Annotated in this window: 13 protein-coding genes; all 13 read left to right on the forward strand. The window is 62.8% G+C overall.

Features of this window, described 5'->3' with window-relative positions; genetic code table 11:
- Window positions 1–1,562 precede the first annotated feature (1,562 nt).
- The 13 genes from C5E41_RS32005 to C5E41_RS32065 all read left to right on the forward strand — a co-directional run bounded on the left by C5E41_RS32005 (window position 1,563) and on the right by C5E41_RS32065 (window position 13,545).
- Window positions 1,563–3,011, forward strand: a complete 1,449-nt coding sequence (locus C5E41_RS32005; RefSeq protein WP_146097768.1) for a hypothetical protein — start codon at window positions 1,563–1,565, stop codon at window positions 3,009–3,011.
- 529 nt (window positions 3,012–3,540) lie between these two features.
- A complete protein-coding gene (locus tag C5E41_RS32010; RefSeq protein ID WP_104379422.1) occupies window positions 3,541–4,422 on the forward strand; it encodes a phage tail protein in 882 nt (293 codons plus the stop codon).
- Entirely contained in the window at window positions 4,419–6,101 is a 1,683-nt protein-coding gene (locus C5E41_RS32015; protein WP_104379423.1) for a phage tail protein, read from the forward strand. The genes C5E41_RS32010 and C5E41_RS32015 overlap by 4 nt, the downstream gene beginning before the upstream one ends.
- An 18-nt stretch (window positions 6,102–6,119) precedes the next feature.
- Window positions 6,120–6,563: a phage gene 29 protein family protein gene (locus C5E41_RS32020; RefSeq protein WP_104379424.1), complete on the forward strand. Its 444-nt coding sequence runs from the start codon at window positions 6,120–6,122 to the stop codon at window positions 6,561–6,563.
- 122 nt (window positions 6,564–6,685) lie between these two features.
- Window positions 6,686–7,951 carry a DUF7257 domain-containing protein gene (locus C5E41_RS32025; RefSeq protein WP_146097769.1) on the forward strand — a complete coding sequence of 422 codons (1,266 nt, stop codon included), beginning with the start codon at window positions 6,686–6,688 and terminating at the stop codon, window positions 7,949–7,951.
- A gap of 39 nt (window positions 7,952–7,990) precedes the next feature.
- Window positions 7,991–8,812, forward strand: coding sequence for a glycoside hydrolase family 25 protein (locus C5E41_RS32030; protein ID WP_104379426.1), 822 nt, complete (start codon window positions 7,991–7,993; stop codon window positions 8,810–8,812).
- Entirely contained in the window at window positions 8,809–9,096 is a 288-nt protein-coding gene (locus tag C5E41_RS32035; protein WP_063030460.1) for a hypothetical protein, read from the forward strand. The genes C5E41_RS32030 and C5E41_RS32035 overlap by 4 nt, the downstream gene beginning before the upstream one ends.
- Before the next feature lie 20 nt (window positions 9,097–9,116).
- Entirely contained in the window at window positions 9,117–9,491 is a 375-nt protein-coding gene (locus C5E41_RS32040) for a hypothetical protein (RefSeq protein ID WP_146097770.1), read from the forward strand.
- Window positions 9,488–9,823, forward strand: a complete 336-nt coding sequence (locus C5E41_RS32045) for an LtfC-like domain-containing protein (RefSeq protein WP_104379428.1) — start codon at window positions 9,488–9,490, stop codon at window positions 9,821–9,823. The genes C5E41_RS32040 and C5E41_RS32045 overlap by 4 nt, the downstream gene beginning before the upstream one ends.
- Window positions 9,824–9,909: 86 nt before the next feature.
- Window positions 9,910–10,263: a phage tail fiber protein gene (locus C5E41_RS32050; protein ID WP_104379429.1), complete on the forward strand. Its 354-nt coding sequence runs from the start codon at window positions 9,910–9,912 to the stop codon at window positions 10,261–10,263.
- A 37-nt stretch (window positions 10,264–10,300) separates the two neighbouring features.
- On the forward strand, window positions 10,301–11,770 hold the full coding sequence (locus C5E41_RS32055) for a hypothetical protein (RefSeq protein WP_146097771.1): 1,470 nt from the start codon (window positions 10,301–10,303) through the stop codon (window positions 11,768–11,770).
- Between the two features lie 322 nt (window positions 11,771–12,092).
- Window positions 12,093–12,755, forward strand: a complete 663-nt coding sequence (locus C5E41_RS32060; RefSeq protein ID WP_104379431.1) for a hypothetical protein — start codon at window positions 12,093–12,095, stop codon at window positions 12,753–12,755.
- Between the two features lie 217 nt (window positions 12,756–12,972).
- Entirely contained in the window at window positions 12,973–13,545 is a 573-nt protein-coding gene (locus C5E41_RS32065) for a hypothetical protein (RefSeq protein WP_104380760.1), read from the forward strand.
- Window positions 13,546–13,910: the final 365 nt, after the last annotated feature.

The following is a 13,910-nucleotide window of genomic DNA, read 5'->3' on the forward strand; positions in this document are numbered from 1 at the left end:
CCGCTTGCACTCCCGGCTGGACTACCTGACCCCGGCCGAATACGAAGCCGCGTACTACTCTCAACAATCGCCACGCCGACCGGCGCTGGCCTAAACCCGAAGCCGGTCCCTTACCCGTGACGGTTCAGACTGCCGCGGGGATCACACTGTCACCGGAGACACCGGTTTCGATTCCCGTCACCACCCAGCCAATCCTGCTAGCTGGCGACGTGATCGACGCGCGGGTTCACCAAAACGGTGCCGGCCAGGCGATAGCTGCTGGCCTGCTGGTGTCTGTCTACATCAGTTGAAGACTGGTGGTCACTGGTATTACGCTGCGCCTCAGACCGATTCGCCTTTCAGGTGCGCGCCAGTAGCGGCTGGCGAGGCGCTTGGCGGCGGTGCACCCAGTTCGGTGCTGTGAGCATGGAGCGCACGTCTGAAGCTGTGGCGTCACGTGCCATCGCCGGCTCGGCTGCAAAGTATCGAAGAGTTGCAAGAAACGCGTTGACTTCGACATTCCACCATAGAACCGGTATCCGCCAACTATCTTGGCCATCTCGCAAATAATCCGATCGGCCAGGCACGGAATTCTCGATGACGGACTCGTGGGGGCACCGGAAAGTGACGCTCGGCAGAGTTGCACGGCTCGACACTTCGGCGAGCAATTCGACGTTGCTGATGCTCGCCCAAGGGTATCGCCGGTCCAGTCCCGAGGTTTTGAAGGTATTGACTACGCGGAGTTCGTGCTCGCCGAATACTATGTACCTTTGTGAACGCGTGACCAATGGCAAGCACAAAATAGGGGACAACGTTACTATTATGACCCCTCCGGCCCAGATGAACCATCCAGGAGCCTGCCCGCTGACTCCATTCCAGATCGCAAGTATGCCAGCGCATTCGAGCAAGGCCAAGCCTTGAAAATTCGGGTTTTTGAAGACGTTAGGGCTCAGCTTCGGCCGACCATCGCTGTTTATGCGCACTGTCGGACGTGGGGTCTTTCCGCTGCCAGAAATCAGTGCCAATCCAAGAACTGCAGCCACCGTGGCATTAGCGAACGATAGCCAGTGTTCTGTATAGGCCAATATGGCTCCCACGAGAAGCGCCCCGCCAGTGAAGCGGCGGGCGCGAGGGGCATTCGTAGGCCACACCCGCACCCACTGATAGCCGGATGGGTTGTGGTTACTCGGTGAAGGCATTCCGGTGATGGTAATCGACGTATACCCCCATCGCTAGTGCGAGTTCCTGACGACCAGCGCATGCGGCTGGAACGAAGCGTCGATGTTACGCAAACACATAAGAAAGGGTGGCCATTCGTGGTTGCTTGGATGAGGCGTCTGCCGCCGCCTGTCACTGGAAATGGCCCGGCCCCTGGATCTGCAGATCCGCCGAATTCTCCGCCGCCGTCGTCGCGAGAACTGTCTCCGATGCAGCGCGCCCTCGCAGGCTTGGACGGGCCGGACGGGCCGCCGCCGGGCGTGACAGTCGGAATTGATTCCAGTGTCGAACGTCCGGTGGTGCCGGCTGGTCCTCCCGCGAGCAGTTCTGCAACGACAGGTCTCTCGGACGGGATGGCGCAGTCGATGACCAGCAGTGTTGCGCCACCGTGGGCGAAAGCGGGGCCGAACAGCATTGAACCGGGAAGTGCGCTCGATTATCTAGGTGCACCGAACGTCAAGGATTTCGACAAGCCTGACGCGACCATCAAGTTGCCCTCGGGAACGGTGGTTCAGAACCGAACCGTAGACGTAGACGGTATTCCTACCACCACGATGACCCAAACGCTTCCCGGCGAGGCGTCATCTGTGCTGTCGATAACGAAGCATATGCAGGGGTCGCTCCCCGGGACTGGTTGGGGAGCCTCTTATGACCTGACCATGGACAGTCAGGGCAAGCCCACTGGTATTGAGATCCACGGCGGTAAGTCTGCTAGGTCGATAAGGTACGACGACAAAGGAGTGCCGACCGTCGAATTTGAAGGCGCCAACGGCTCTACATTCACCTGGACACCCACCGTCGCCGACTTCCAGGCTGCCGGCAGTGGTGGCGGGACCGGGACTGTGTATGACCTAACTCGCGCCTTGATGAAGGACAGCCAGGATCTACCGGACAGTTGGCAGCCGTGGACCCGCGACTATTCGCTCGGTCCGCTAGGAGGCTTAAGTCGGCTCGGCCCGGCGGTCGCGCTCTTCGCGGCAGCGCCATCGATCTCAGCCGACCTTAAGCAGGGCATGCCAGCGTCCGAGGCGTATGCGTCCGAACTCGGTGGTGCGCTCGTCGGGTACGCGGCTGGGTCTGCGGCCGGCGGGGCAGCCGCTGAATGGAGCACAACCCTCGTCGGCGCGGAGATCGGCGGTGCTGTGGGATCGGCGGCTCCAGTCGTCGGGACTGCCGTAGGCATCGCGACGGGTGCTGTCGTCGGAGCAGTGGCCGGCTATTTGGCCACGAAGAGCATCCAAAAGGGAATGGAGGCGGCGGCTTCTCCCTCGAAGCAAGACAGATATAACTTGATTCTTCCCGATGATCCCGCCTATCTTGGGAGTTTTCTCGCTCAGAGCAACGCGCAGCATCCAGATTGGGCGAAGGGCAAGAATATTCCGTCAGCAGATAGCTCCCATCCGGATGCCTCTCGCAAGGACTACGACGATTGGAAAAGCCAGCGAGACGCCATCACGTCGAAGCAATCCGGCGCGAATCCGGGTAAGCACGCCGATGGCGGCAGTGTAAGTGGTCCTGGATCCTCGATCGGAGACAAGATTCCGGCGTACTTGTCCGACGGCGAATTTGTGATGAATGCTCGATCCGCGTCTGTGAATAGACCATTCTTGCAAGCGCTGAACTCGAATCCGTTCTTTCTTCAGGAGATGCTCGCGGCGCGGGTGCGGCAGCCCGCTCCTGCGGCTGGAGTGGCGCTGCAGCCCGCACCCGGAGGGCAGCCGGCCACGGTGAATATCTCCGCTTCTGGTTCAGACGACGTTATCGGGCGATTGAAGGTGCTTTCGGTGCAGTGGGAACTCATGCATTCACAATGAGTCCTGCTCATCGCAGCATCTCTAGATTCAGGTAAGTTGTAGAATTTATTCTCAGGTCGAACATCGCCTCATAAAAGCGGCGCGGGCGGCAGATCAGTGTCCGCTGCTGTGTGGAATAGACGCGAACGTCCACTATTCTGCTGCTCCAAAACCAATCCACCGTGAGTTGAACACTGTGAACTCCGGGAGTGACGGCTATTTCGACCGATCGTCCGTTGCGAAGGTTAGCGACGACTGTGCCGTCGATCTTGACTTGGTATGCGCGGTATCTATTTTGGAATCCGCTGTGTCGCTCTACGACGATCGTGCCGTTCGCCATGTCGTCCTTCAGGGTGCTTCCACATGCTGATTGGCAGCCGCGCAAAGTTCGCAACGACGTTAGACGCCGGGGCATCCGCTCTGCAACCTTCGTGGCCTGTCCAGGGCATAGCAAGACGACAACTAGCTAATAGATAGCAACTTCAACGCGCGAGCGTGCGCAGTTCCGCTTGTCGCTATCGAATCGGAAAGAACGAATTGAGGTGAGGTTGTGGCATCGAATGCCGCGATGATCACGGTGACCGGGGTCGATGGATCGCAGTGGACGATCGCTGGCCTGGGACGCGGCCGTGAGGGGGTGGAGTTGGCTACCGCGCCGAGTGGGTTGTACGACGCTCCGGTGACAACGATCTGGAATCAGTCGGCATTCCAGATCGGGTCGTCGTTCGGGGGATACCGGACGAACAAGCGCGATGTGGTCTTTGCGGTCAACGTATTTCAGACCGCAGGGCAGTCGTGGGAGGCGGTGGACAGTGCCTGGCGTAAGGCCTGGGCCTACGACCGTGATGCGACTTTGACGATCACAACCGATTTCGGGACGCGGTCGCTGGCGTTGCGTCTGTCCGAGCAGCCGGATTTCAAACCGGAGAAGGACCCGCATCTGAAGATGTGGGGCAAGGTCGTGATGACGTGCACCGCGGGGAACCCGTGGTGGGTGGAGTCGGATGTGAACAGCACCTGGTCCTCGACGGTGGACACCTCTGGTGGCCGAATCGATTCGGGCACAGTGGCTGTCGCCAACCCGACCGATCAGCCGATGTGGCTGAAGTGGGTGTGTTCGGCGCCGGGGAAATGGACGTTGCCCGATTTTTCGTGGATTCCCAACGACCGTGACGCCCAGCGGGTCGTCATCTTGCCCCATACGACGGCCGGACAGGACCTGACGGTCGATACCGATCCGATGGAGGAGATGATCGCCGCCGCCGACGGATCCCAAATTTGGGCGTTGATGAACGGTGTCAGCTTCCTCTACGCGGTGCCTCCGTATACGCCGTCGACATCGATCCCGGTGACGGTGACCGGAGCGCCGGTCGGCGCATCGGTGATGGTGGTCCAGCCAAGGAACTGGTCGCGGCCGTGGGGGCTGCAATGACCGTTGCGACACAGCTTCCCGAGATCTTCGCCGACGCGCAGGCCGCGAAGGCATCACGCAAACGCCAGCGCTTCGCCCGGCCACTGGTTCGGCTGTGGGACGGCGATTGGAACCTGCGAGGTATCTGCGGCGCGGAGATCAGCGCCGATTTCCGGTGGGTGCTCAATCAGGCCGGCACCGGCATTTTGACTCTGCCCGTGGACAACTATTTGGCCGAATGGGCGGTCGACATCAACGGTCGCACGACTCAGAACGTGCACATCACCGTCGACAAGGACGGCGCGCGCTGGGACGGCAGGCTGGAGAAGGCCGTCCTGGCCACAGACGAACACGGCGTGACCACTGTCGAGTTGATGTTCATGCACTCCTACCAGGAACTCAAACACATCTACTGCTGGTCGAATCCCTTTCTTCCTGCGGCAGTGCAGTTTCCGCGTGAGTTTCTGCTCGCCGGGCCGAGTGTGTGGGTGCTCAAAACAGCGCTGTTCGTGAACCTGCTTCGATTGCAGGGGCGGCTGAGCTGGACACTGCCGGCCGACCCGATCGACATCAATCAGTGGGCATCGCTGGATATGTCGAACTGGCCCGTGGTGGTCGTCCCGACCGCGTACGCGACCGACACTTCGATCTGGACCATCTTCGGATCCCGGTTCAAGAACTTCCACGAAGCAGCGGCCGGAACCTTGGAATCGGCACAGCTCGCGGTGACGACCCGACGCTGGCTGCAGGGCGACCCGCCACCGTGGCCGGGAGCAAACCTGCGCAACGGCGCACTCGTGATCGACATCGTCGACAAATCCGGCTTCACGACCGGGACCAGCACCGGCGGAAACATCTGGGACGGGCTGCAACATACGATCGAAATGTTCGAAAGCGACTGGCTGGGAATGAGTTCCAATGTCCTGCCCGACCCGGACGCGCCAGCGCTGTACAAGAACCCCGGTTGGATGGGCACATTGCCATCCAATCCCTGGGTGGTCTACCGGCAGAACGAGTACTCGGGGATTCAGACCTCGCAGTTCGTCATCGCTCCCTCGTCGTCGGTGCAGATCCTCACCGGCGGGCATTCGGCGCCTGGCGTCAATGAGGCGATTTCGTCGGCGATTCAGTTCTGCGGCATGATCATCGGCGGCCTGCTCGGCGAGGTGCCCTACGCCGGCCCGCTGCTCCAGGGTGTCGCCAACGGCGCCACCGAGGTGGTCAATACGATCGCGATGGCATTGCTGTCGGACACCTTGCTGGCCTGGGTCCAGTACGAGGCCCCCGACCGTGCGGCTGCGTCGGGTTGGTCGCACTACTACGAGCACTTCGAAACCAGCGCCGACCGTGCCTACACCCTCGGTTCGTTGTTGACGCTCGGCGAGGGCCTGTGGAAGACCCGCCGCCATTTCACCCACAAGTTCACTGTCGCGAATGGTCAGCCCTATTTGATCGGGGACCAGGGAATGGGTCACTTTTTCCTCGGCGATCGTGTCGGCTCCACCGTCAAGGGGATGCCTGCCGGCTCCATATATGTCGATCAGGTCACCGAACTCGAGCTGGCGTGGTCTCGCACCGCCAGCCCGGCATGGCAGATCACTGTCGGCACCGATCACGACCACGACATGCCGTTTGCCAAGTCGATGCGGGTGATCGCCGACATCGTCGACGAAATCCACGAGCTTGCTGTCCAGATGTAAACCAGGAGACGACTATTCATGTCCATCCCTACCTATGACGACTGTGATCCGAACAATCCGCACGAGGCGTTCACATGGGCGCTGGTCGGCCTGCCGGGGCCGCGGAATGCGCCGCTGATGGTCCACCCCGATGTGCTTCGACAATGGTCGAAGCATCTGTGGGACCTAGGGTTTCGACACGACCCGCAGGCGCAGACCAAGGAATATCACCATCCCGCACGCGGAGTTACCCACTGGCTCAACGGGTCCGGGCGCTGGGTTCCGGCCGGAACCCCAGCACCGGCGGAAGTTTCTGCGCCCGATATGGCCCAGCTCACCGCCGACGAGCGCGCACACGTAGTGCAGCAACTGCGTGAGTCAGGGGACCTCGCGCACTTGGTCGACGCGCGTGATCTTCCGCCCAATCTGGCAACAGCCACAACCGTCGAGCAGCCGCCGGCCGATGAACAGGCAGCGCGATGACCTCGCCGGACAAGCGGGTCCCGGCGGGAGCATATGCGGGCCCCGCCGGCACCGGCGCGGGTCTGCCCAGCCTGCAGAAACTGACGTGGCAGTCGGCACAGCAGTCGATCATCTCCGGTGTCATGCAGTCGTTCCAGGGCGTCGGCGCTGCCACCACGAATATCAACAACGCGACCGCGCAGGCGATGTCGGCCGCCACCGCTGCGGCCGTGGGAGCGTCGGGCGCTCAGTCGACGGCCACAGCCGCGCAAGACACCTCGACCGCCAACGCCTCGGCCATCGCCGCGCTGCAAACCCAGCAGCAGCAGACACAAGTCGGCGGAGCCTCGGTGACCGACAACTTCTCCAGCTGGAACACCGCGTCCTGGGCGACGTTCAGATCCGGCCCGGTCGCCGACGTGAGCGTCGTCAACGGCCAGGCGGGAATCACCAAGTCGGGTAACACCGGCAATGGAAGCGTCGGCGCACTGTGGAAGACGCCACTGCTGACCGATTCGGAATCAGTGTCGGTGGTCTTGGGCGCAGTGAACCAGGCCGGCTCCAACGACCTCGGCAGCGGGCCTGTGATCCGCGCAGCCGCCGACCTGTCGTCGTTCGTGTGGGCGGCGGTATCTACGACAAGCGTTGCGCTCGGCTACGGCGTCAGAAGCGGCGGCACCACCACATTCACCCAGTGGGTCGGGGGCAGTCAATTCTCGATTTCCACCGGCGATACGATCACCCTGACCGCTGTGGGGAACAGCTACACCGTGCAGATCAACGGTGTCGGCGCTCTCAACTATCATGATACCTCGGCGGTCTCACCGGTTGGCAGCACCAACCGTTGGGTCGGCTTCATCAGTACGTATCTGCAGCAGAGCTCTGCCTGGGGAACGTCCAGCTATTACGGCTTCGATTTCGATTCGTTCGCCGCTGCCGACACCGCCTCGCCTCCGATCGTGGGAACCGGTTGGTCGTTGTACCGGCAGAACACCTCCAGCGTCGCGCAGAGTGCCGGCGCCAACGTTTTGACTGCGCCTGTTTTCGATACGGTCCGCCAGACCAACAACATCAATCTCATCGATCTTGGTACCGGTCAGATTCAGGTGACGAAATCAGGTTGGTACGTGATCAGCGTCGGCTTCCAGTGGGACACAGCCGCTGGATCCAATCCCTACTGGACTGTGCTGTATACGGCGCCGGCGGCGGGCGGGACATGGACTGCGATCCGCTTCGCCGGTGAAGCGATGGGCAGCAACCAGTACGACACGAGCGCGACCTTTGTGGTCTTTCTCGGTGCCGGAACCGTCTGCGCCCCCGGATTCCAATCCGGACAGAGCGCCGGCGTGCGCGGCGACGCCGGCGGCGTGGCCACCTTCTTCGACGGCACCTTGTGCTCATTCTCCTGAGATCCCTGCCGTCACGACGCCTTCTATGGGAGTGAGAAAGTGACGATCTTCGGAATCGACATATCCAATAACAACGGTCCCGATATAGACCTGGCCCAGGTGAAGGCCGAAGGTTTCGACTTCGTCTTCGCCAAAGTATCCGAGGGCGACTACTTCGTCGACCACACCTGGCCGGCATACCGGCAGGCAGCACACGCCGCAGGACTACTCGTGGCTGGTTACCACTACGTACGCGCGGACTGCGACATCGACCGGCAGGCAGCACTGTTCACTGAACATCTGGGCGGAGCACCCGCGATGCTGGACTTCGAAGCGAATTCTGGCGAGATGTCGGTGTTCTGGGCGCTGTGCCGGGCGATCAACGCGCGCGGCGTCACGGTGAGTTTGAGCTACATTCCGCGCTGGTACGCCCAGCAGATCGGATCGCCCGACCTCGCCCAGGTGCCCGGACTTATCCAATCGAGCTATGTCGGTGGTACCGGATTCGCCGCCGACCTGTATCCGGGGGATAGCTCACCGTACTGGAACGGCTTCTGCGGCAGAGCCGTCGACATTCTTCAGTTCACCGATGCCGCACAGGTAGCCGGGCACGCCGTCGATGCCAACGCGTTTCGCGGCACCGTCGAGGACCTGCGGCGACTTTTGACATCCACATCGACCACGACGGGAGCTCTCATGGCCCTCACCGATGCCCAACAGGCAGACCTGTATCAAAAGGTTCAAGACATCTGGGCGCAGCTGCTCGGACCGACCGGACACGGATGGCCCCAGCTGGGCGCCACCGCCGAGGGCCAGAACCTCACCCTGGTCGACGCGGTCGCCGACCTGCGTGCCGGTACTACGCCGAAGACCGCACCGTGACCGCGGGGGATGCCTTAGCCACGAACGCCAAGGCAGTCGTCTCTGTCATCGGCGGTCTGATCAACCTCGTGGCCGTGGCCGTCGTGTTGTTTCGCTACGCACCGGCGACCGTGGCTCAGTCCGGCGCAGGGCTGGTCACCGCCATGGAGATGGCCCGTAGCTTCAACGTCTGGTACGTCAGAAACCGTCCGGTCATCGCCACAGCAGCCCACGCTGGAGCGGAGTTGGTAGCCGCGATCGGACAACCGGAGACCGAGCAGGCCGGCGAGTCCGGGGGCGCTTGATGCCGTTGGTCGAGACAACGGTGCTGAGTACCGCCACCTTTCTCGGCGGCAGCGGCGCTGCGGCGTTCTTCTCCTGGCTGCGCGCCCGCAAACGTGACCCGGTCGAAAATCTGCGCAACGAAGTCTCGGCCGCCAAAGATGTCAACGACATCGCCCTGGCCACCCTGACGCGGGTCTCGACCGAACTGCGAGCGGTCACCCACCGCCTGGACGCGGTAGAGGCGGCCCAAGAGGCATCGATCCGCGAATTAGACCGCGTCACAGGGCTTTTCCGTGAAGCACTGGCCGTGCTACGAGGCGTGATCGAAGCCGCGCAATCCGGGCACATCCCGGAACTGCACCTGTCTCCGGAGCTGATGAACGAGGTCCAACACCACCATCAAGGAGTCATATGACCACACCGACCGATCCCGGATTTCTCGGATACCAACCAACGATCGAACCGCTGAAACTCACGACTGGCGCCAGCTTCGTTCAAACCATCCAGCCGTCGGGCGGCGCTGTATTCCCCAACGGTACAACGGTTTCCATTGTGCTGACCGCACCCGGAGGCGCAGCGTTGGACGCCTGGCCTGCGACGGTGACGTCGGCCGCGGCCACGTGGGCTGTACCGAGCGCGATCAGCGACGCCATCCCGGCCAATTCGCGCTACACGATGCTGGTGACCTATCCGACCACCCCCGCGACCACCTATGCGTGGTACGAGGGCGCGGTCGTGCGCACCTGAGATCCGCGACATTCTCTTTCCCTCCAATCGGTTCGGGCCACAGGGTCCGGACTCGTCAACCCACCCAGAAGAAATGAGGAGCCGTCATGGCTATCGCCGTTACCGCTACCAAGAACACGCTGTGCAACGCCTACGCCGGCATCGGCGGCGCGAACACCTACGTTTCCATCCACACCGGCGACCCGGGCACCAGTGGCGCCAACGAAGCCACCGGCGGCTCGCCCGCTTACGCCCGGGTTGCGACGACCTGGGGCGCTGCGAGCAACGGTCAGGTATCCGGTAGCCAGGTCACCATCAACCTGCCCGCCGGCACCTACACCTACGCCGGCCTGTGGACCTCGGCTTCCGGTGGCACCTTCATCGACAAGGTCGCGATCGCCTCGACCACGCTCGGTTCCCAGGGAACTCTGCTGGTGACGCCGACCTTCACCATGACCTAAGCCGAAAACCTTCAACCACAACTGAATCGGAGGCGCTGTGACAACACCAGTACAGGTGATCGCGGCGACACTGCCGGCACCACCGACCGCGGCCCCTGCGGCGCCGGCGCCACCGATCGGTGCGGTGCCGATGCCGACGGCCCCGCTGATCGTCATCGACGGTGCCAAGGTCCCGGTGATCCGCCCGTATGCGCTCGCCGCGGTAACAGGTCTGGGCATGCTCGCCGTCGCGGTCACGCCAACCGCGAGTCCACCCGGGACCGGCACGGGAGTCGGAATGTTCGCTGCGGCAACCACTTCCATCGGTACGGCCGGAGCGACCTTCCCTGCATCGGGGAGCGCTTCGGTCGGCATCGCGGGAGGACCAGGAAGCGCGATCGTCGTTTCCGCTCCCTTCAGCGGTGCGGGCGGCTTGGTCGCCAGCAACGCCGCGTACGGCGGCACCGGTGGACTCGGCCTGTCGATTCTGCCGAATTCTCAGGAATGGCCGTCGTTCTACGCAACCGGCGCGGCGACAGCCGCAATCAGCTACGTCGCACTGTTTTCCGGCACAGGTTCCACCGGCGCACCGTATACCCAATCGGTGGGGCTGACCGAGAACCAAACAGGTACCGGCGGCGCAACCGCAACGATTGCCGTCCGCGGAAGTGCCGTGCTCGGAGCGCATTTCGGCGGAGCCGGGCAGCCGGCATCAACAGTGACAGCCGCGGTGCCGCTCGCATACGCGGGTGGCAGCGCGGGTGCATTGACCGCCCAGACCGGCGCAATCTCGGCGGCTGGAGGCATCGGTGCCCTGACCGCGGTCTCCGGTGGTCCCGCATTGTTCGGCAGTACGGGCACCACCGTCGCGACCGTGAGCATACCGGCGGCTTTCAGCGGCTCTGCAGTGCTGACGGTGACCGACACGGTGATCGAAACGGCGGCGTTCAGTGGTAGCGGCGCCCTTGTGGGCCCGAATACCTCCGGAGCCGCTTCCGGCGTGGGTGCCTTGTCGGCCGTCACCGGTGGTCTCGCGTTGTTCGGGACCGCCGGAACGGCCGCTGCAGCCACCGGTGGGCCGGTCGGATGGTCGGGCACCGGGGGTCTGTCCGCTGTGGTGACGCCGGGCTTCGCGCCTGCCGGCATGACGAAGAATCCCACGCAGGCGACGTCGTCGAGTGCGTGGGCCCAGGTTCAAGGGTGGGTGGCTGATACGGCCAACTATCCCGGATCCACCACAAGTTCGAATGCGCTTGTGGCCCTAGGAGGAAAGGCTGCGGCAACGGTGACCGGTACGGTCGCGTGGACTGCGGGCATGTTCGGAAATTCGATCCAGGTGCGTCTGAAGAAGAACAACACCGTGATCGTGACCGGCACTACCAGTAGTTCCAGTCCGTCGACCGCGACCACATCGGTCGCTGTGGCCAATGGCGATCTGATCACTGTCGAGGTGATCGACAACGGTCAGTGGTCGGCGTACGCGGCGACTATCTCCTCGGGTGCGGGCACTTTCGTGCACATCACCTGAGTTCCACCGCGAAATGTGCCCCTGTCTCCTGAAGGAGACAGGGGCACTGCGTATTTTGCGCCCAAACGCTCTTTGCGGCCTAGTCGGACACCCGGTCACGACATCGCCTCTGCCAGCGGCACTGCAGTACTCGAATCACTGTGCTGCATCCTCTTTCACACACTGTGGAGTTCCCCATGCCCCCGAATCCGAATTCACACGACGACTCGAATGGTTCCTCGGCCCTCCTAGGTGCTCTGACGGGTACTGATCCCCAGGCCGGTGCAGCGATCCGTGCCGACAACGACCGGGCCGCCACCGATCGGCGTCGCCGCTGAGTGTTGTGCCGCGAGTCCAGCGACAGGAGCCATCGACGCAGATCGATTCCGGGCCGCGCGCAAAAGTTTCCGATTTTCCTGCCGCGGATACCAACGCACCCGGATTGGTCCCTGCTGCACCGGATCCCGCGCGCTCCCTGCACGGATACGATCCGAGCGACGGCACACAGTTCGATGTTCAGTTGCCCGCGCATGCACCGAACCTCGGCATGCTCAATGATCCACACCCGGCCGGCAAGGCGCGTCTGGATGACGGCCCGGATGGGCAACCTCGCTATGCGGTGCTCAACAGCGCCGGCCAATATCTGTTCACCGTCGATCGTGACGGCAACAAAATCAGCTCGGGCACAGAGAAGACCAACTCTGGTCACAGCGGTGGTCTTGTCGAGGCGGGAACCGGCACCGCCCTCACCGGTGGGGCCGCCAAGGGCCTCCAAGCGGGCGAGGAGGGGCTGCAGGCCGGCGAAGAAGCGGGGTTGGCCGCTGCACTGCTGGCTGCTGCGGAGACGGGTGGTGAGGAGGGGGCGCTGGTCGGTGCCGCTGCTGATGGTGTGGGGGCGATCCCGGGCGCGGCAGTCGGCGCGGCGATCAACGTCTTGGCTGTGGTGGCGACAACCGAGTTGTACAACCACTCACAGCGCCCCCCGAAAAACCGATTCAACGGCTGATTCGAACGACCGCGTCGACCCGGGTCTGCTGCCCGATATCACCCCTTCCACATCTGGACAGTCTTCTGGCACAACGACTCCGAAGCCCGGAGCGGGTGTCCGGTCGTATGCAGAGCCACAAGCACCGGCACCGGGCGCTAGGCCGGGTGCTGCTGATGATCCCGATACCTCCCACCAACGGGTCTCGTTTCCCAGCGCGAAGCCGGGGCAGACAAATGTGCCGGTTTTAGGTACCTACTGGGACGGCAACTCCTTGCGGTGGGCAGAAGGTAATCCCGCGGGCAAACAACCCGGCAGTTTCGCCCCCAAAGGCGACGGGACGATCAGCCTTCAGGCCCACCTGTTCAAACTTCTCACCTGGAATTTCGACGACATCGATGAGCAGTACCGGCCGCCGGTCCTGGCAGCCCTGGCCGTGGCCAACGGTGCCGAGCTACATCGAAAGATGTTCTACGGCGGGATCGAGATCATTGCGAACGGCCTCGGCGCCGACATCACCAAACTCACCAATAGTGACACCAAAAAGCGCGACGCCGAGTTGGATAAGCTCAAAGAGCGCGGGTTGCCCACAGGACCACTGGCGGATGCGGTCAAAGCATGGTGGAAGGCAAAGGCGCCGGAGGATCGAGCCAGGGAGCTCCTCGGCGAGGCGGGGGCGATCGCCATGCTCAAATCCGACGGATGGACAGTCAATCCCCGCCCCAAAGGCAACTACTCGCATGACATCGTCGCGGTCGAGGACGGCCAAGTCATGGTCGTCGAGGCCAAGGGCGGCAAAGGCGGCGCGTAAAGCTTGGCGAGTCCAGTGTCGAGGGTGGCGCGTACGGTGCGACGCAGATGACCGATCCGTACCTGTGGGCGAAACTGAAAGAAGACGCCGACGATGATCCGGCGTTCCGCGATTGGCTGGACAAACACGGTGCGTGGGACGCGGTCGAGAACGAGGACCCCGCCCGTGTCGGGTACCGGCTGATCAAGACCGACACCGATGGCAACATCATTGTCTACGGCTCCACGCAGGAACCCGTCAACGGCGGCGTTCCCGACAACACCGTCATCGGCAAAACCACAGGCAACAAACCGAAAACGCCGCCGAAGGGAAACAAGCCGGGGACCCTCCGGATAACCCCAACCCCTGTCTCTTATACACATCTG

Source organism: Nocardia nova, from assembly GCF_002933465.1.
GTDB lineage: Bacteria > Actinomycetota > Actinomycetes > Mycobacteriales > Mycobacteriaceae > Nocardia > Nocardia nova_B.

Coding starts and splice junctions, on each gene's coding strand:
- C5E41_RS32005 (WP_146097768.1), top strand. CDS start 1,563: ATGACCAGCAGTGTTGCGCCACCGTGGGCGAAAGCGGGGCCGAACAGC.
- C5E41_RS32015 (WP_104379423.1), top strand. CDS start 4,419: ATGACCGTTGCGACACAGCTTCCCGAGATCTTCGCCGACGCGCAGGCC.
- C5E41_RS32020 (WP_104379424.1), top strand. CDS start 6,120: ATGTCCATCCCTACCTATGACGACTGTGATCCGAACAATCCGCACGAG.
- C5E41_RS32025 (WP_146097769.1), top strand. CDS start 6,686: ATGCAGTCGTTCCAGGGCGTCGGCGCTGCCACCACGAATATCAACAAC.
- C5E41_RS32045 (WP_104379428.1), top strand. CDS start 9,488: ATGACCACACCGACCGATCCCGGATTTCTCGGATACCAACCAACGATC.
- C5E41_RS32050 (WP_104379429.1), top strand. CDS start 9,910: ATGGCTATCGCCGTTACCGCTACCAAGAACACGCTGTGCAACGCCTAC.